At 58.7% G+C, this 18,756-nt stretch carries 16 protein-coding genes and 3 tRNA genes; 17 read left to right on the top strand and 2 right to left on the bottom strand.

What is annotated here, in order from left to right:
- Positions 1–75 precede the first annotated feature (75 nt).
- Both AABA48_RS06510 and pgsA read left to right on the top strand, forming a co-directional pair.
- On the top strand, positions 76–684 hold the full coding sequence (locus AABA48_RS06510; RefSeq protein WP_286352471.1) for a lytic transglycosylase domain-containing protein: 609 nt from the start codon (positions 76–78) through the stop codon (positions 682–684).
- An 8-nt stretch (positions 685–692) separates the two neighbouring features.
- Positions 693–1,286: a CDP-diacylglycerol--glycerol-3-phosphate 3-phosphatidyltransferase gene (gene pgsA / locus AABA48_RS06505; RefSeq protein ID WP_286352472.1), complete on the top strand. Its 594-nt coding sequence runs from the start codon at positions 693–695 to the stop codon at positions 1,284–1,286.
- Positions 1,287–1,292: 6 nt separating this feature from the next.
- On the opposite strand, the gene AABA48_RS06500 is transcribed toward pgsA, so the two are convergent.
- Positions 1,293–1,478: a hypothetical protein gene (locus tag AABA48_RS06500; RefSeq protein WP_010942468.1), complete on the bottom strand. Its 186-nt coding sequence runs from the start codon at positions 1,476–1,478 to the stop codon at positions 1,293–1,295.
- 198 nt (positions 1,479–1,676) lie between these two features.
- Between AABA48_RS06500 and AABA48_RS06495 the strand changes: the two genes are divergently transcribed.
- The 6 genes from AABA48_RS06495 to AABA48_RS06470 all read left to right on the top strand — a co-directional run bounded on the left by AABA48_RS06495 (position 1,677) and on the right by AABA48_RS06470 (position 10,796).
- Positions 1,677–1,751 (top strand) — tRNA-Cys (locus AABA48_RS06495).
- Between the two features lie 154 nt (positions 1,752–1,905).
- Positions 1,906–4,521, top strand: a complete 2,616-nt coding sequence (mutS, locus tag AABA48_RS06490; protein WP_286352473.1) for a DNA mismatch repair protein MutS — start codon at positions 1,906–1,908, stop codon at positions 4,519–4,521.
- A gap of 4 nt (positions 4,522–4,525) precedes the next feature.
- Positions 4,526–5,896, top strand: coding sequence for an N-acetylmuramoyl-L-alanine amidase (locus tag AABA48_RS06485; protein WP_286352474.1), 1,371 nt, complete (start codon positions 4,526–4,528; stop codon positions 5,894–5,896).
- A 39-nt stretch (positions 5,897–5,935) separates the two neighbouring features.
- Entirely contained in the window at positions 5,936–8,644 is a 2,709-nt protein-coding gene (glnD, locus tag AABA48_RS06480) for a [protein-PII] uridylyltransferase (RefSeq protein WP_286352475.1), read from the top strand.
- Complete coding sequence (xerD, locus tag AABA48_RS06475; RefSeq protein ID WP_286352476.1) at positions 8,641–9,528, top strand: site-specific tyrosine recombinase XerD; 888 nt, start codon at positions 8,641–8,643, stop codon at positions 9,526–9,528. Before glnD ends, xerD begins: the two co-directional genes overlap by 4 nt.
- Before the next feature lie 68 nt (positions 9,529–9,596).
- Complete coding sequence (locus AABA48_RS06470; protein WP_286352477.1) at positions 9,597–10,796, top strand: cofactor-independent phosphoglycerate mutase; 1,200 nt, start codon at positions 9,597–9,599, stop codon at positions 10,794–10,796.
- A gap of 63 nt (positions 10,797–10,859) precedes the next feature.
- Here AABA48_RS06470 and AABA48_RS06465 read toward each other — a convergent pair whose 3' ends face one another.
- Positions 10,860–11,429, bottom strand: coding sequence for a Slp family lipoprotein (locus tag AABA48_RS06465; RefSeq protein ID WP_286352478.1), 570 nt, complete (start codon positions 11,427–11,429; stop codon positions 10,860–10,862).
- A 164-nt stretch (positions 11,430–11,593) separates the two neighbouring features.
- On the opposite strand from AABA48_RS06465, the gene AABA48_RS06460 reads away from it, so the two are divergent.
- The 9 genes from AABA48_RS06460 to tilS all read left to right on the top strand — a co-directional run bounded on the left by AABA48_RS06460 (position 11,594) and on the right by tilS (position 18,712).
- Entirely contained in the window at positions 11,594–12,955 is a 1,362-nt protein-coding gene (locus AABA48_RS06460; protein WP_286352479.1) for a UDP-glucose dehydrogenase family protein, read from the top strand.
- A gap of 7 nt (positions 12,956–12,962) precedes the next feature.
- Positions 12,963–13,898: a UDP-glucuronic acid decarboxylase family protein gene (locus tag AABA48_RS06455; RefSeq protein WP_286352480.1), complete on the top strand. Its 936-nt coding sequence runs from the start codon at positions 12,963–12,965 to the stop codon at positions 13,896–13,898.
- A 16-nt stretch (positions 13,899–13,914) separates the two neighbouring features.
- Positions 13,915–14,250 carry an FtsB family cell division protein gene (locus AABA48_RS06450; RefSeq protein WP_010942459.1) on the top strand — a complete coding sequence of 112 codons (336 nt, stop codon included), beginning with the start codon at positions 13,915–13,917 and terminating at the stop codon, positions 14,248–14,250.
- Between the two features lie 44 nt (positions 14,251–14,294).
- Complete coding sequence (locus tag AABA48_RS06445) at positions 14,295–14,453, top strand: hypothetical protein (RefSeq protein ID WP_119332727.1); 159 nt, start codon at positions 14,295–14,297, stop codon at positions 14,451–14,453.
- Positions 14,450–16,156, top strand: coding sequence for an arginine--tRNA ligase (argS, locus tag AABA48_RS06440; RefSeq protein WP_286352481.1), 1,707 nt, complete (start codon positions 14,450–14,452; stop codon positions 16,154–16,156). Before AABA48_RS06445 ends, argS begins: the two co-directional genes overlap by 4 nt.
- 14 nt (positions 16,157–16,170) lie before the next feature.
- Positions 16,171–16,953, top strand: coding sequence for an SPOR domain-containing protein (locus AABA48_RS06435; protein ID WP_286352482.1), 783 nt, complete (start codon positions 16,171–16,173; stop codon positions 16,951–16,953).
- Between the two features lie 62 nt (positions 16,954–17,015).
- A tRNA-Met gene (locus tag AABA48_RS06430) sits at positions 17,016–17,092 on the top strand.
- A gap of 52 nt (positions 17,093–17,144) precedes the next feature.
- Positions 17,145–17,221: transfer RNA gene (locus tag AABA48_RS06425), tRNA-Met, on the top strand.
- Positions 17,222–17,296: 75 nt separating this feature from the next.
- Positions 17,297–18,712: a tRNA lysidine(34) synthetase TilS gene (tilS, locus tag AABA48_RS06420; RefSeq protein ID WP_286352483.1), complete on the top strand. Its 1,416-nt coding sequence runs from the start codon at positions 17,297–17,299 to the stop codon at positions 18,710–18,712.
- The last annotated feature ends 44 nt before the right edge of the window (positions 18,713–18,756 follow it).

Raw genomic sequence — 18,756 nt, 5'->3', positions numbered from 1 at the left:
CATTGGCAATCGCGTTGGTCTATATTTTGAATGGCTTTACGCAGCGGCGCATGCCATAACCGCTGTGGAGGTGTAATGACAAAGACGTTGACGAGCATGTTGCTGGCAGGGGCGATGATTTGTTCTGCAGCAGTCGCGCCGGCTCGGGCCGACATCTACCGTTACGAGGATGAAGAGGGGGTCGTCCATTTTACCGACGCCCCCACCGATAAGCGCTTCAAGGTCTTCATGCGCGACATCAAGCGCGACAAGAAGCTCCGGACCACCTTCCGGCTGGCTAACTGCGCCCGCGATCCCAAGGAGTTCGAGCCGATTATTGATCAGTGCGCCCTTGAATTCGGTGTCGACCGTTCCCTGGTTAAGGCAGTGATTCACGCTGAATCGGGCTATAATCCCAATGCTTTGTCCCCCAAGGGGGCCAGCGGCCTGATGCAGTTGATGCCGAAAACGGCCAAGGACCTGAAGGTTGCCAACTCCTTTGACCCCAAGGAGAACATCAAGGGGGGAGTGCGTTATCTCCGCTTCCTCCTTGATACATTCAAGGGGGATGTGAGCTTGGCCCTGGCCGCTTACAATGCCGGCATGTCGAGGGTTGCCCAGTACGGAGGCGTCCCCCCGTACCAGGAAACCCGCACCTATATTGATCGGGTGCTCAGTTACCAGAAATCCTACCAGACGAATTGAGACAGCCAATGGCCCCCGAATCCGCCAGCACCATCTGGAATGTGCCCAATATCCTGACCCTTGTCCGAATTGCCCTGATTCCGGTCATGGCGGTACTGTTGCTTTCGCCCTCGAAAGATGCGGGCTTCTGGGCAGCAGCGGTTTTTGCCATAGCCTCGGTCACCGACTGGCTGGACGGCTACCTGGCGCGCAAGATGGAGATCGTCACGGTGTTCGGCAAGTTTCTCGATCCCATTGCCGACAAGCTGATGGTGATGGCGGCACTGATCATGGTTCTTCCCTTCAACAGAATACCCGCCTGGATGGTGCTGGTCATCCTTGGCAGAGAAATCATCATTACGGGCCTGCGCGGCATCGCCTCCACCGAAGGGATCGTCATCCCGGCCAGTGATCTGGGTAAATTCAAGACCATCTTCCAGATCGTGGCCATCCTCGGCATCCTGCTCCACTTCGATTACCACTGGTTCTTCGGCATCGATCATCCCTATCTTTACGTAAACATGCATAACGTGGGGATGTTCTACCTCTGGATCGCCACCATCATTACCATCTGGTCCGGTGTCGACTACCTCGTCAAGTTCACCAAGGTTATTGCCCGCTAGCGGGTGCTATTTGTCCAGCGGCACCGGTTCGCAGACATTGTCGGCCGAGTTAGCCTCAGCACCGCACATGAAACAGGATACCGTGGGCGATGATGTCAGGTGCCGGACTTCGTCCATGAGTCCCTTGCTCTTGAGGACGCAGAGATGTCCCTGATGTTTTTCTCCGCAACTGCATGCAGTTTGCTCAGCCATGACGTGTTTTCCTTTCTCTACGATGCTGTTTTTGTTCAAAGTTTTACATGGTCCCGCGAAGGGCGCATTTTTTCATGCAAAGTTGCTGTCTGTCAAGCCGGTATCCCGGAAGCGGCCTTGGCTGGCTCATCGATGCCATTTTTTGACGTTGACAGGAGATGACAAAACCGGTATAAACCAAAGTCCGATTTGATGATCGGCGGCGTCGCCAAGTGGTAAGGCAAAGGTCTGCAAAACCTTTATTCACCGGTTCAAATCCGGTCGCCGCCTCCAGTACGCAAAAGGGGCTAGCTCATGCTAGCCCCTTTTTTGTTTTTCACAACGGATCGGCCATGGAACCTGATGATAAAGGGGGTTTCGGTTTTGCAACGGACGGATTTTTCTGTTACGATACCCCTTCAATTCCACCGGCAGCAAGGTTTTTCCCATGTCCGAACTTACTCCCATGATGCGCCAATATCTGGAGATCAAGGCTGATCATCCTGACGCGATCCTCTTTTTTCGTCTGGGCGATTTCTACGAAATGTTCCTTGACGATGCGGTCAAGGCATCGCGTATCCTTGACATCACCCTGACTTCGCGCAACAAGGGGGGCGACGGTGCCGACATTCCACTCTGCGGTGTCCCTTTTCATTCGGCGGCACCGTATATCGCCAAACTGGTCGAGGCGGGCGAGAAGGTCGCCATCTGCGAACAGGTCGAGGACCCAAAAAGCGTCAAGGGGATCGTCAAGCGGGAAGTGGTCAAGGTAGTTACCCCTGGCCTGGTGATTGACGCCGAAAGCCTTTCTCCCAAGGAGAATAATTATCTTCTGTCTCTTTTCCCCGGCCCGGACCGCTGGGGGGTTGCCTATCTCGATCTCTCCACGGGTGATTTCCGAGTAACCGAAACCGATTCCGCTGATGCCGCGTGGGCGGAGGTGGCCTGCGTCAACCCCCGTGAAATCCTGATGCCCCTCTCGTTCAGGGACGGCGGTGCGGGGAATGAGCGCCCGGACCTGGCGGCGGGGCGGATGCTCAGCTATGTTGATGAATGGGTGTACGACGCCGAGTATGCCGAACGCATGGTGCGTAATCATTTTGGTGTCGCCTCTGCGGAGGCGGCTGGGTGCGGCAGCATGGACTGCGGCCTCAGGGCCGTTGCTGCGGTGCTCCACTATCTGCAGCAGACCCAAAAGGGGGACGTTCGCCATATCAGCTACCTTCAGGCGTACCGTACCCAGGAGTTCCTGGTTCTGGACGAGTCTTCCCGACGCAACCTGGAGCTGAACGCCACCCTTGGCGATGGGAAGCGGCGCGGCTCTCTCCTTGGCTTGCTGGACCGGACCGTGACGGCAATGGGGGGAAGAAAGCTCAAGCAGTGGATTAATTATCCGCTCGTATCCATAGAAAAAATAAACGAACGACTTGATGCAGTCGAGGAGTTGACCTCTGATGCCGAGTTCAGGCAGGGGGTTCGGGCAGCCCTTGACGGCGTCTATGACCTGGAGCGGCTCAACGGCCGGATCAGCCTCGCTTCGGCATCGGCCAAGGATCTGGTCTCCCTGCGCGCTTCCCTGGTACGGTTGCCGTCGCTCCTTGCCCTTCTGACGCCGGCAGCCTCAACGCTCCTGGCCAGATTGCGCGACGGGATTGATCTACTCGCGGACGTGGAGGAGCTGATCGGCCGTGGCATCGTGCCAGATCCTCCCTTTGTGCTCCGTGAAGGGGGGATCATCGCGCAAGGGTACCACTCCGAGCTTGACGAACTACGCAGCATCAGCCGGGAAGGGAAGGGGTTCATTGCCCGCCTTGAAGCCCAGGAAAAGGCGCGCACCGGTATTTCGTCGCTCAAGGTTCGCTACAATAAGGTGTTTGGTTATTACATCGAGGTGACCAAGTCGAACCTGTCAGCCATCCCGGACGACTACATCCGGCGCCAGACCCTGGCCAATGCCGAGCGTTTCATCACGCCTGAGCTGAAAGAGTACGAGGAAAAAGTGCTCGGGGCCGAAGACAGGATCGTTGAGCTGGAATACGCACTCTTTCAGGATATCCGCCAGCGGGTGGCGGCCCAGGGGGAGCGGATCGCCCGCACTGCGGACCGGCTTGCGACTCTGGACGTGCTGGCGGCCCTGGCCGACGTGGCCCACGACCATCGCTATGTCAGGCCGACGGTGGACGAAGGGGACGCCATCGTCGTCACCGGCGGCCGCCATCCCGTGGTGGAAGCCCTGAACCGGTCCGAGCGGTTTGTTGCCAATGATGTGCAGCTCGACAACGGGGAGAACCAGCTGGTCATCATCACCGGTCCCAACATGGCCGGAAAATCGACGTTCATGCGACAGGTGGCCCTGATTGTTCTCATGGCCCAGACGGGATCCTTCGTGCCCGCCGACGAAGCCCGCATCGGCGTGGTCGACCGCATCTTCACCCGGGTCGGCGCGTCGGACAACCTGGCGCGGGGCCAATCGACCTTCATGGTCGAGATGATGGAAACCGCGGCGATTCTGCGCAATGCAACGCCGCGCAGCCTGGTCGTGCTCGATGAGATCGGCCGGGGGACATCCACCTTCGACGGCGTTTCCATTGCCTGGGCCGTTGCCGAGTATCTGCACGACACGGAGCGGTGCGCGGCAAAGACCCTCTTTGCCACCCACTACCACGAGCTGACCGAGCTTGCGGTGACCCGCAACCGGGTGAAGAACTGCAACGTTGCGGTGAAGGAGTGGAACGATCAGGTGATTTTTCTCCGCAAGATCGTCGAGGGAGGGGCCTCCCACTCCTATGGCATTCAGGTGGCCCGCCTGGCCGGTCTTCCGCAGGAGGTCATCGAACGGGCCAAAGAGATTCTCCATAACCTCGAAAAGGGAGAGTATGCCGAGGGGGGCATACCGCGCATCGCCCGGGGGAAAAGGGCCGGAGCGCCGAAGCCGTCGCCGCAGCTGTCCCTCTTCGACCAGGGGGATGACCTGCTGCGTCGCCGGATTGCTGGTTTGAACATAGCAGCGCTCACCCCCCTTGAAGCGCTCAATATCCTGGACGAATTGAAAAGGATGGTCTGAGGTCGTGATGCGAAGCACGCTGGCATATGGTTTTTTCTTGGTGCTGATGTCCTTGAGTCTGCTCTTCGTTGCAGATATTCACGCAAAGGAAGAGAAAGCCTCGAAAAAAGGCACGGTGACCAAGGAGTCTGCACGAAAGAAGACATCTACGACCAAGGCGGCCGAGACGAAAAAGGCCGGGGCCGATACGCGGACGGCCGGAACCGCCAAGGCCGCAGAGAGTGCCGGCGCGACAACCGGCGAGGCGCGGGCCCAGGTAACGGAGATTCGCTACTGGTCGAATCCCGATTACACGCGGGTTGCCATAACCTTGGACCGGGAGGTGCTGTTTGAATCCAACCAGATCAAGCAGCATGTGTCCGACGCCAATCCTTCCCGCATTTACATCGACCTGAACGCTTCGCGCCTCGGCCCCGGCGTAAAGGATCTTTCCATAGGCGACGGACTGCTGAAGACCGCCCGCGTGGGCCAGTACCGCGCTGACGTGGTACGGGTAGTGCTCGATGTTGAAAATGTCAAGGATTACAAAGTATTCCCCCTCTCGGATCCCTTCCGGATCATCATTGATGTGAAGGGAGTGCGTCCCCTGGAGATCAGCCGTCTCACGGAGCAAATCCAGCCGGCCCCGGCAGTGGCGGCCGAGCCGAAAAAAATCGAGCAGAGGGAAGAGAAGCCCCGTGTTGGAGCCCGTTTCAAACCGGGCAAAATCAGGCGCATCGTGGTGGATCCCGGCCATGGCGGCCACGATCCGGGCGCCGTGGGAGCCTATGGGACCCAGGAGAAGAACGTGGTGCTGGCCATAGGACTCAAGCTGGCGGAGAAACTTCGCGATGAGCTCGGGATTGATGTGGTCATGACCCGTTCCACTGATGTTTTCATTCCCCTGGAGGAGCGAACCGCCATCGCCAACAAGGTGAACGCCGACCTCTTTGTGTCCATTCATGCCAATGCCTCGCTCAACCGGGGGGCATCGGGCATCGAAACCTACTATCTCAACCTGGCGAAGACCGAGAAGGCTGCCCAGTTGGCGGCCCGCGAGAACGGCACGTCCCTGGAAAAGGTGAGTCTTCTCCAGGCGATCCTCTTCGACCTCATGGCCAACTACAAGCTCAATGATTCCGCCCATCTGGCCGAGGAGGTCCAGAAGTCTCTCTACCGTAAGCTCCACGGGCAGTATCCGTCCACCAGGAACCTGGGGGTCAAGCAGGGCCCGTTCTATGTGCTTGTTGGCGCCACCATGCCGAGCATCCTCGTGGAGACGGCATTCATAAGCAATGAGGCAGAAGAAGAGCGCCTCAAGGATTCTTCTTATCAGGAGCAAGCCGCCGAGGGCATCCTGGAGGGAATCAAGGGGTACATCTCCAGTCTCAAGTAAACGGCAGTCGGAACTCGCGCCCTAAGACATCGAGGTGATATGCAATTCGACATCGACCGATACTTTCCCGACACCTCCCAGGAGAGCGGTGACTCCGGCCGGGCATCCTTTGAGGAAAAGCGCCCGCTCTACCTTGCCGCCAGCAAGCATTTCCTCACCCATTACCGTGAGGAGATCAAATCCGTCCACCGTTGCGGGGCGGCCGGCACCTCGGTAGTGAAACATATCACCTCCATGACCGATACCCTCATCCGCAAGCTTTTCCGGAGCATCACGCGGGACGTGGCCCAACCGGGGCGGGGCCGCGAGCACCTGACGCTCATGGCCATCGGCGGCTATGGGCGAGGCGAACTGAATCCCCATTCGGACATTGACCTGATGTTCCTCTATGGCGGCAAGGATGCCGCGCGGGTAGAGGATATTGCCCAGAAGCTCCTCTATTTCCTGTGGGACATGCGCCTGGATGTTGGGTATTCCGTCCGCACGCTGCAGGATTGCGTGGAGATGGCCAGTTCGGATCTGACAGTACGAACCGCACTTCTGGACTCGCGGGTGCTGGCGGGCAGCCGGGTCTTTTTCCGCGATTTCGAGAAGGTGATGCTGACCCAGATCCTGGCAAAGAAGAGTGATTCGTTCATCCGGGACAAAGTGGCGGAACTGCGCAAGCGGAGGGAGAAATACGGCTCATCGGTCTATCTTCTGGAACCCAACGTGAAGGAGAGCGAAGGGGGGCTGCGGGATCTTCATACAGCCCTCTGGGTCATGAAGATCAAGTACAAGGTGAAGGATCCCAAGGAATTGGTGGTGAAGGGGGTTCTGTCCGAGGAGGAACTGGCCTCCTATCACGAGGCCCTTTCCTATCTGTGGCGCGTCAGGAACGAACTCCACTTCCTCGCCGGCCGCAAGAACGATCAGCTCACCTTTGAGGCCCAGACGGAACTCGCATCGTTTTTCGGCTATGAGGATTCGGCGCGGACTCTTGCCGTTGAAGAGTTCATGCGGGACTACTACCTGCACGCCAACCGGGTTGAACACCTGGCCTCATCGCTCATTGCCCGCTGCATGAGGAAGGAAGAAGGGGCCTTCAAAATCCTGGGATACTTTATCCGACGCCCCATCGGGGAAGGGTTTTACATCCTCAAGGGAGAGCTTGTCATCCCCGATGAATCGGTAATCGAGAAAGAGCCGGCCCGGCTCATGAAGATTTTCGAGTATGCCCAGAAGCACGGCGTGGAAATCAGCGTTGCAGTAAAGTCGCTGATCCGGAAGAATCTCCACTTGGTCAACGACAAGTTCCGGCGCAGCCGCGAGGTGAACCAGTCGTTCTTCGCCATCCTCCGCAGTGATAAGGGTGTGCCCGAAACGCTCCGCCTGATGCACCATCTGGAGTTCCTGAACCACTTCATCCCCGAATTCGGCCACATTTACTGCAAGGTCCAGCACGATCTCTACCATATCTACACGGTTGACATCCATTCGCTCTTTGCCGTGGAGGAGATCGTCAAGCTGCTCCGGGGAGAGCACGAAAAGGAACTGCCGCTGCTTACCTCGCTGGCACGTCAGGTAGACAAGCGGGAGCTGCTCCTGCTCGCGGTACTGTTCCACGACATCGGCAAGGGCGAGGGGGGCGGACACGCGGAAAAAGGCGCGGCCATGATGCCCACTATTGCCCGGCGCATGGGGCTCTCCAAGGAGGATAGCGAGCGGCTGGAGTTTCTTGTTCGGCAGCATCTGCTCTTTGCTCACATTGCCCAGCGTCGCGACCTCCACGACGAGAAAATGATCGTGCAGTTTGCCCGCCAGATGGAAAAGAGCGAAAACCTGAAGATGCTCTACCTGTTGACCTATGCCGACATCAGGGCGGTGGGCACGGATGTCTGGACGGAATGGAAGGCGAGGCTCCTTCAGGAGTTGTACGAGAAAGCCTTTAACGTCCTCGAGCGGGGCGATTTCAAGCTCGAAGCGCACAGTGAGCGGGTCAAGAAGGTTAAACGGAAGGTGGTCGAGCTTCTGGGCGACGAATACCCCGCCGCCGCGGTCAGGGAAGAGCTTCGCGCCATGACTATCCGTCATCTTTTGTCCAACCCTGCGGCCGTCATTGCCGAGCACGTGAAGATTCTTCATGCCCTTGAACCGGGCGGTGTCCTCACGCAGGTGACGCACGTGCAGGAAGGCGGCTACTCTACCTATTCCATCTGCACCTGGGACATCCCCGGCCTGTTTTCCATGATCACCGGGGTCATGGCCGCCAACGGCATCAACATCCTCGGTGCCCAGATACACACCAGCTCCAATGGTAAAGTCCTCGATATCCTTCAAGTCAATTCGCCGCAAGGATTCATCATAATCGAGGAAAGCCGCTGGAGCAGGGTCGACGAAGACCTGCGCCAGGTCCTGACTGGAAAACTTCGGGTGGCTTCCCTCGTGGCCAAGCGCCAGAGGCCGACGCTTTTGACGGAGCGGCCCAAGCCCCGCTTTCCCTCGCGGGTTGATATAGATAATGAGGTGTCGTCGGACTACACCGTCATCGATATCTATACCCACGACAAGATCGGGCTGCTCTACCGGATAACGAGCACGCTAACGGATCTGGGGCTCTACATCGGCATTGCCAAGATTTCCACCAAGGTGGACCAGGTGGCGGACGTCTTTTACGTGAAGGATATCTTTGGCCACAAGATCACCAGTGCCGAGCGACTGGAGGAGATCAGGGAAAAACTCCGTGGCGCGGTTGAGCAGCCGGAATGAACCAGCACCTGGATCTTTTTCTCGGCTATCTGGTGGTCGAGAAGGGGCTTGCCCGCAATTCGGTGGAGTCCTATGCCAGGGACCTGAGCCGTTATCTGGGGTATGTCGAGCAGCACGCGGGAGGTGATCCTGCCGCGATTCGCCCGCTTCATGTGGCGGATTTCCTGGCGAATCTCAAGGATGCGGGACTCGGCGCCAGGAGCCGTGCCCGCGCCCTGTCCGCAGTGCGGATGTTTCACCGCTTTCTGCTGGTGGAAGGTTATGCCGAAACCAATCCCACCAGTATCATCGAGGCGCCCCGCGTTCTCGCCAAGCTGCCCCAGGTTCTGACCGGCCGGGAGGTGGAGATGCTTTTGGCCGCGCCGGCCGGTGATGCTCCCATCGAGGTGCGTGACCGGGCCATGCTGGAGCTTCTCTACGCGACTGGCCTCCGGGTTTCCGAACTGGTGGGGCTGCGCACGAGAGATGTGAACACCTCGGCCGGCTACCTCATGGCCGTGGGCAAAGGGGAGAAGGAACGGCTGGTCCCGATGGGCGAGGCAGCCTGCGCAGCCGTAGTGCTCTATCTTTCCTCGGCCAGGCCGCAACTGGGCCGGGGAGGAGAGAGCCCCTTTCTTTTCCTGAGCAGGCTCGGTGAACGGATGACTCGTCAGGCTTTTTGGAATATAATAAAAAAACGCTCAAGGCAGGCCGGCATTCTGAAGGGAATTTCGCCCCACACGCTCAGGCACTCGTTCGCCACCCATCTGCTTGAAAACGGAGCGGATCTGCGGAGCGTACAGGCCATGCTCGGCCATGCGGATCTCTCAACAACCCAGATTTATACTCATGTTACCCGCGAGCGGCTGAAGCGTCTGCACGCGCAATTCCACCCGCGCGGCTGAAGCGTCGGCCAGGGGGCGGAGATGGTAACGTGAAGTGAAAACGTGATCCTGTGATGAAAGGAACTGGCATGAAGTACATTGTGTTACTCGGAGATGGCATGTCCGATGAGCCGATGCAGGAGCTGGGCGGGAAAACGCCGCTCCAGGCGGCACGGACTCCCCATATGGACGCCATGGCACGGCGGGGCAGGATCGGACTCGCCCGTACCGTGCCGGAGGGGTATCCCCCCGGCAGCGATGTGGCTAACCTTTCGGTGTTCGGTTATGATCCCCGCGCCTGCTACACCGGGCGGTCGCCCCTGGAAGCTGCCAGCATGGGAGTGGAACTGGGCTCTGCCGACGTTGCTTTTCGCGTGAACCTGGTGAACCTGGCGCCGACCCGCGGTACGCTCGTCATGAATGATTATTCGGCCGGCCACATTTCCACCGCCGAGGGCCGGGAGCTCATCGAGGCGATCCAGGGCGTAATGGGCACGGAGGAATTCCAGTTTTATCCGGGGGTCGGCTACCGTCATCTCATGGTCTGGCGCAATGGGAAATGCGGCATGACCGTGGTCCCCCCTCACGATATTTCCGGGCAGAGCATCCTTGAACACCTGCCAAGGGGGGAGGGGGCGGAGCGCCTGATAGAGCTCATGAATTCCTCGCAGCTCGTGCTCAACAATCATCCCCAGTATCGGCGCCGGCTCGAAGAGGGAAAGGTTCCCGCCAACTCCATCTGGCTCTGGGGGCATGGCAAGGCGCCTCGGATGGCGTCTTTCCGCGAAAAGTTCGGCCTTACCGGCGCTGTCATTTCCGCGGTGGACCTGGTGCGCGGCATCGGCGTGTGCGCCGGCCTGGACGTGATCAAGGTTGATGGGGCCACCGGCTATATCGATACCAATTACGAGGGAAAGGTAACTGCAGCCCTTGAGGCGCTGGAGGCGCACGATTACGTCTACCTTCACGTGGAAGCCCCCGACGAGGCGGGCCACGGTGGCAACCTGGAACACAAGCTGAAGGCCATCGAAGATTTCGATGCCCGGGTCGTGGGTCCCATCATGGCGGGCATCGAGAAGTTCGGATCGTACCGAATCCTCTGCACGCCGGATCACCCGACGCCGTTGCGGCTCAAGACCCACACCGACGCTCCGGTGCCCTTTATTCTCTTCAGTGGGGAAACCTCGGAGAACGCCGGTGTGGCCGGCTACGACGAAGAGTCGGCCAAGTCAGCCGGGCTGGTGGTCGAGGACGGGTTCAGGCTCATGGAGATGATGCTGGAACGATAAGCGGGATACGGAAGGGGCGGTCGCAATGACCGCCCCTTCTTGATTCGACGCGGGGGAGGGTGCTCACCACCTGCGGTAGACGGGACCGAGCGGGCGGTACCAGTAAGGGCCGGGCCAGAATCCGTACCAGTAGGGATCGTAGTAGTAATAGGGTGCCGGCGTCGGATAGGGATATCCACTGTCATAGTCCTGGCTCTTCCAGACGTGGATCTCCTTGATGGCAACCACCGGGTAGCTGTAGTTCACTTCGTCGAGGGGTTGAACCTTTCTGCCCTTGATCTCTCCCACCAGGGTCACCAGACGTCCCGGTTTGAAGATCACCGCATCGAGGAACTGCGCGGAGGTGGCGAGGAACCGTCCTTCCGAGCGGAACGTGTCGCCGGGAATGCCGCTTTCGTCGAGACCGACCTGCATTACCTCGACTTGCCCCCCATCACTGTTGTTTTTCGTGTCGACAATGACCCCGCCAAGCATGACGTATTTCCCCAGAAAGGCGTCCGGATTCGCCTTCAGTCCCGCAAAGGTTACGGTCGGATCCACCAGGCGTCTGGCCTCGTCGCTGAGGACCCGTGTGCATGCCGCCAAGACGACGCATGCAAGGACCATCATCACCAACCTGAACGATCTGTTCATGATCGGCCTCCTTTCTCCTGTCTGACCATAATGGTAGCCGAACGTGGGGAAAAGTCCACGACGGTCCCCGTCTCCTTGACGTTGCCGGGATACGGAAATCTCTGGAAGTGAGCGGGGTTTCCATGCTATAAAAATCTGCTGATGTTTCCGTCTGGAGGGCGTTCATGAAAATCTGCGTCATTGGCACCGGCTATGTGGGGCTCGTTGCCGGAACCTGTTTTGCCGAAAGCGGCAATACCGTTGTCTGCGTGGATGTAAATGAGGAGAAAATTGCCGGCCTTCGGGAGGGAGTCATCCCTATCTACGAGCCGGGGCTCAAAGAGATGGTGATCCGCAACAGCGCTGAGGGGCGGCTAACCTTTACCACCGATCTCGCCGCTGCGGTAAAAACGTCCCTGGTGAACTTCATTGCCGTGGGTACCCCGCCGGGTGAAGACGGGTCCGCAGACCTCAAGTACGTACTCGATGTGGCTCGCGCCATCGGGAGCCACATGGAAGGGTTCAAGATAATCGTCGACAAGTCCACTGTTCCGGTGGGCACGGCCGATCAGGTGCGGCGCGCCGTGCAGGAGGAGCTGGACCGTCGTGGCGTCAGCTATGAGTTCGACGTGGTGTCCAATCCCGAGTTTCTCAAGGAAGGGGCGGCCATTGACGACTTCATGAAGCCCGACCGAGTTGTCATCGGCGTTGACAACGTGCGGACCGCCGAACTGATGAAGGAGCTCTATTCCCCCTTCATGCGCAAGACCAACCGCATGATCCTGATGGACGTACGCAGTGCCGAGATGACCAAGTATGCCGCGAATGCCATGCTTGCCACGCGAATTTCCTTCATGAACCAGATAGCCAATCTCTGCGAGCGGATGGGCGCCGATGTCTCGGCGGTCCGGGAAGGTATCGGGTCAGATTCGCGCATCGGCTACGATTTTCTGTTTCCCGGCGTGGGCTACGGCGGTTCATGTTTTCCCAAGGACGTGAAGGCCCTGGTTAGGACCGCGGAGGAGTGCGGCTACGATTTCATGCTCCTCAAGGCGGTTGAGGAGGTGAACGAGCGGCAGAAGATGCTCATCCCCGAGAAGATCCTCCGGCACTTTGCCGGAGATGGGGCGGGAGAGTCACGTCCCCTCGCCGGCAAGACCATTGCCGTGTGGGGTCTGTCATTCAAGCCGCGCACCGACGACATGCGCGAGGCGCCTTCCATTGTCGTGATCGAGCGACTGCTGGCGGAGGGTGCCTCGGTCCGCGCCCATGACCCTGAGGCGGTCAGGGAGGCGCAAAAGATTTTCGGCGATCGCATTGCATACAGCAGTTCAAGCCCCTACGACATCCTTGCCGGTGCCGACGCACTCGCCATCGTTACCGAGTGGAACGAGTATCGCAATCCCGATTTCGAACGGATCGCCGAACAGCTCAAAACACCGGTCATCTTTGATGGGCGCAATCTTTACAATCCGCGCCGCCTGAAGGAAATGGGCTTCATTTACCACGGAATCGGCCGTAACGGCTCCGGTTTCGTGGAAAAGTAGGCGGGTTATGCGCATCCTGGTAACCGGCGGCGCCGGATTCATCGGTTCTCATTTGTGCGAACGGCTTCTGGAGCAGGGACATGACGTGCTCTGCCTCGACAATTTTTTTACCGGGTCGAAACGCAATATCGATCGGCTGATGGATTTTCATCGTTTCGAGGTCATCCGTCACGATATCATCGAGCCGATCCTGCTGGAAGTGGACCGGATCTACAACCTGGCGTGCCCTGCTTCGCCCGTTCACTACCAGTACAATCCGGTAAAGACCATCAAGACCAGCGTGATGGGAACCATCAACATGTTGGGGCTTGCCAAGCGCGTCAGGGCGCGCATTCTCCAGTCATCCACTTCGGAGGTCTATGGCGATCCCACGGTTCATCCTCAGCCCGAAACCTACTGGGGAAACGTGAACCCGATCGGCATCCGGAGCTGCTACGATGAGGGAAAGCGTGTGGCGGAAACCCTCATGATGGACTACCACCGCCAGAACGGTGTCGACATCCGGATCGCCCGCATCTTCAATACCTATGGCCCGCGCATGGCAGAACACGATGGGCGAGTGGTTTCCAATTTCGTGGTGCAGGCCCTCCGGGGAGAAGACCTCACCGTGTACGGCGACGGCAGCCAGACCCGATCCTTCTGCTATGTGGACGACCTGCTGGATGGGCTCATGACGCTTATGGAGCATGATCAGTTCTGCGGGCCCGTAAATCTTGGAAACCCGGAAGAGACTCCCATTATCGAGTTTGCCCGGCGGATCATTGCGATGACCGGTTCGTCCTCGCAGATCATCTATCGGCCGCTCCCTTCCGACGATCCTCGCCAGCGTCAGCCCGACATCACCCTGGCCCGAACGATCCTTGGCTGGGAGCCTCGCGTATCCCTCGACGAGGGGCTTGCAAAAACCATCGAGTACTTTGCCGGCCTGTCCCCGACCGGATAGCAGTACGGAGGAAATCATGCGGAAGCGGATGTATCTCATCCCGACCGGGTGCATACTCTTTATCTTGTATTTCACCGTGTTTGGTGAACGGGGATTGTTGCGGATATATCATCTGAGCAACGAAAGGGATCAAATTCGCCAAAAGGTCGGTGTCGTTCGTGACGAGAACGAAAAGCTCAAAAGAGAGATCGAGGCACTCAAATCAGACAGGCGATACCTTGAAAGCATCGCGCGCAAGGATTTCGGCCTCGTGAGACCGAACGAAATCGTGTACCAGTTTCCCACCGCGACCGATAGACCCGAAGCCAAGCCACAGCAGCCGGTATCCACGGCTGTTGGCGCTAAGCGTTAGGCTCTTCGGCTCTTAATCAGATTCCGGTTCAGGAGTATCAACCCATGAGCACCACACGAAAACAATCCTGCGCGGTCTGCGCCTGGCGGGCTAATTGCGCCAAAAAGTTCTGCGTCACCGACGGCGGAGCCCGTTGTCCCGACTTTTCGAGAGACATCTCCATCAAGGACGTGGAAGAAGAGCCCAATGAGGAGACGAAATGAGTCAGATGGAAGGTTCCATGAAAGATGCGGTCAGGGATCTGGTGCGCGAGGCGCTTGAGCGCTCTTTCGCGGACGACACCCTCGCCTCGGGCCACGTGCCCGATATTGTAGTTGAAAAGCCGGCCCTCGAAGAGCACGGAGATTTCGCATGCACTGTTGCCATGCTGATGGCGAAGGCGGAAAAAAAGGCGCCGCGGGCAATTGCTGAGAGTATCATCACTCACCTGAACGACCGGGAATCACTTGTCGAGTCGGTTGAAATTGCCGGCCCCGGTTTCATTAATTTCAGAATGCGCACCAGTGCCTGGTGTCGGGTGCTTCGCAGAATCGAACACGAAGGCGGGGACTACGGCAAAAGCGGGGCCGGCGCAGGGAAGAAAGTACAGGTGGAGTTCGTCAGTGCCAACCCCACCGGGCCTTTGCATATCGGGCACGGTCGCGGCGCTGCCATCGGCGATACCATCTGCCGTCTTCTTGCCGCAATCGGCTGGGATGTGACCCGCGAGTTCTACTACAACGATGCCGGTCAGCAGATCGCCAACCTGGCGCTGTCGGTGCAGGCCCGCTGTCTCGGCGCCGAGCCGGGAGATCCCTCGTGGCCCACGGATGGCTACCAGGGTGAGTATATAAAGGACGTGGCCCGCTCCTATCTGAACCGCGAAACCGTCGATGCCGGCGACCAGCACGTGACAGCGGCCGGAGACCCCCACGACATGGAGGCGATCCGCCGCTTTGCCGTCGCGTATCTGCGGCGGGAGCAGGACCAGGATCTGCGGGCATTCGACGTGGGATTCGATGTCTACTTTCTCGAGTCGAGCCTCTATGACGAGGGACGGGTTGAGGACGTGGTGCAGCGCATCATTGCCAAGGGCTATGCCTATGAGCAGGACGGCGCTCTCTGGCTGAGGACCACCGAGTTCGGTGATGACAAAGACCGGGTCATGCGCAAGTCGGACGGCAGCTACACCTACTTCGTGCCCGACGTGGCCTACCATCTCAACAAGTGGGAACGGGGATTCGTCCGGGTCGTCAACGAGCAGGGTGCCGACCACCACAGTACCATTACCCGGGTGAGGGCTGGACTCCAGGCTCTTGACGCGGGGATCCCCACGGGTTGGCCCGAATATGTTCTCCACCAGATGGTCACGGTCATGCGTGGCGGCGAAGAGGTGAAGATCTCCAAGCGGGCCGGAAGTTATGTTACCCTGCGTGATCTCATCGACGAGGTGGGCCGTGACGCCACGCGGTTCTTCTTCCTCATGCGTAAGCCCGATTCCCAGTTGGTGTTCGATATCGATCTGGCCAAGCAGCAGACCCTCGAGAATCCCGTTTACTATGTGCAGTATGCCCATGCGCGTATCTGCAGCATCTTCGAGAACGCTGCCGACAAGGGAATTGTCCCGCCGTCCGTTGATCGGGCCAGCCTGGAAAGCCTGGGGACTCCCGAGGAGTTGGCGCTCGTAAAGCTGCTGAGTTCGTTCCCCGAGATCGTGGAAGGAAGTGCGCTTAATTTCGAACCCCACCGGATCACTTACTACCTGCAGGAACTGGCCGGTGCCTTCCACTCGTTCTATAACAAGAACCGGGTCATTACCGAAGATGCAGACCTGACCGGTGCGCGCCTGCTTCTGCTGCACAGCACGGCAACCGTGATCAGAAACGGCCTCGGGCTTCTGGGTGTGTCTGCTCCCGAGAAGATGTAGCGGAGCTCGGTCAGATGGTTCTGGACTATCGCGAACGAAAGACGGTCAGTAAAAACCGTCCCAAATCAAAGCCGATTGGGCTCCTTGCGTGTGCCTTCCTGCTCGTGGCACTGACCTCCTTTGCGCTGGGAGTGCTGGTCGATCGCTTTCTGCTCCCCCCTCGGGGGGAGCAGAAAGAAGCGCTGTCGGCACCCCCTCAGAATGCGATTACGCCGAAGGCGCCCGCCGCTCAAGCTCAGCCCGGTGAAGGAAACCCTCCTGTGGTACCCGCTCCTCCTCGCCCTGCGGGAGAGCCTTCGCTTACGTTCTACGAAACACTGCCCAAGGGAGGAAAGGCCATTCTGGGAAGCGGCATCAATCTTAGAAAAGATGAGTCGGCGCCCAAGAGTCCTGCTGCACCCCCTGCGGTCAAGGAGCAGGGGGGAGGGGCCCAGAAGCCCATTGCCAGTCTTCCCGAAACAAAGGGTGTGGAGGCGCGGCGAGGTGACGAGCCGTCAACCGCTGCGGGTGCCTCAGTAAAGAATGCCGCCCCTGCAGCTAAGGTTCAGCCGTCTCAGCCGGTATCCGCGGCGAAGGAAACCTATTCTGTCCAGGTCGCCTCTTCCAAGGAACGCAAAGACGCTGATGCAATCAGGGCCAAACTGGCTGAAAAGGGGTTTTCTGCCTACGTCACCGAATCGACCATTCCCGGCAAAGGTACCTGGTACCGCGTCAGGGTTGGCCGGAAGCTGGACCAGCCGGCCGCAAGCAACCTTGCCGAAATGCTCGGAAAGGGAGCAATTCTTATTCCGGAATGATTAAAATTAAAATTTGCGATTGACAGTCTTGAATCGGCTGTGGTACATATTGGTTCTCACGACGCGGGGTGGAGCAGTCTGGTAGCTCGTCGGGCTCATAACCCGAAGGTCAGAGGTTCAAATCCTCTCCCCGCAACCAAACAAAACAAAGGCGAATCGCTTGAATGGCGATTCGCCTTTTACTACCATAAGGCGGTGTAGCTCAGCTGGTTAGAGCATACGGCTCATATCCGTAGTGTCCGGGGTTCAAGTCCCTGCACCGCCACCATTAACAATAACCCCTCCGGCCAGGAGGGGTTTTTTGTTTTGTGTCCATGCACGGCTTTGACGCGAGACTCACTCTATGAAAACACCATCCACGGTTGATGCGGTTTTGAAAAAAGTACGAGCCTTTAACGCTGAACACAGGATGTTCCGCCCGGGTGACAGGGTTGTCGTTGCCGTATCGGGCGGTGCCGACTCGGTTGCGCTTGTGGATATCCTTGTTTCGCTCAACGAGTTGCGGCTTGATCTGGTTGTTGCACATCTGAACCATAAGCTGCGTGGAGCGGAGTCTGACGAGGATGAACGATTCGTGGAGCAGTGCGCTCAGGCATACGCCCTTCCGTTCGTAAGTCGGAGCGGGCAGGTAAAAGCGCTGGCCGAACGGGAGCGACTGTCCCTCGAAGATGCCGGCCGACGGGCGAGGTATGCATTTTTTGATGACGTTGCCGCCGCGTGCGGAGCTCGAACCGTCGCTCTGGCCCACCATGCCGACGACCAGGCTGAAACGCTGCTCATGCGGCTTGTGAGAGGGGCGGGAGGCCTGGGGTTGTCTGCCATGCAACCCGTCGGGGCCGGCGGGAAGTATGTGAGACCCCTTCTTGCGCTGGGTCGACAGGAAATCGAGGCTTATCTCGATGCGCGCGGACTGGCGTTCCGTCAGGATCAGAGCAATACCGACGTGGCCTTTCTGCGTAATCGTATCCGGCACGAACTCGTTCCGTATCTGGGGCGGCTGAATCCGGGCGCTGCTTCCCGGCTTGCCAGAACAGCCGAATTGCTTGCTGACGACGAAGCGTTACTGAGCCGACTCGTCGAGGAGGCATTGAGGCGGCATGTTATGGTAACGGAGCAGGGGGGGGCGATTTGCTCTGTCGACACCCTGCGCAGGGAGCCGCGCGGACTCCGGCGCCGGCTGTACCGCAAGGCGATCGCGCTGGCCAAGGGTGATCTCGCGCGGATAAGTTTTGACCATGTGGATGCGATAGATCGGCTTGTGTTGTCAGGGAACCCATCCGGACGGCTCCATCTGCCGGAAGAAATTCTGGTATCCCGCTCCTACAATGAGATTGCCTTTGCCCGGAGAAAGGCTGACATCCCATTGCTTCAAGAGCTGTGGATCGACGGCCCCGGTTGTTGGCCGCTGTCCGGCGGAGGGGAACTCGTTGTGGAAATTGCCACGAGTCCTCCACCGTGGGGCGAGCTTCCGACTACCGAGTCCTGGTTTGATCTGGAGCGGGTCCCGTTTCCCTGGCTTGTCCGTGGATGGAGGTCCGGCGACCGCATGATTCCACTCGGCATGACCGGAGAGAAGAAAGTGAAGGACATCTTTATCGACCAAAAGGTGCCCCGCGAACTCCGTCGAAGTATCCCGCTCTTATTCAGGGGTGATTCCCTCCTTTGGGTATGCGGCTGTCGTCGGGGAGAACCTGGGAGGATATCAGCCGGCAGTCGGGCGATGGCTGTTGTGCGGATACGCGGCAGGCGCCTGAAATGACCTGAAATCGCTTGTCAACCTGTTCCTTCTATGATAGTTTTTTT

Source organism: Geobacter sp. 60473 (genome assembly GCF_036323535.1).
GTDB classification, from domain to species: Bacteria; Desulfobacterota; Desulfuromonadia; order Geobacterales; family Geobacteraceae; genus Geobacter; species Geobacter sulfurreducens.
Note: the sequence above shows the minus strand (reverse complement) of the source record. Positions and strands in the feature narration are given on the sequence as shown.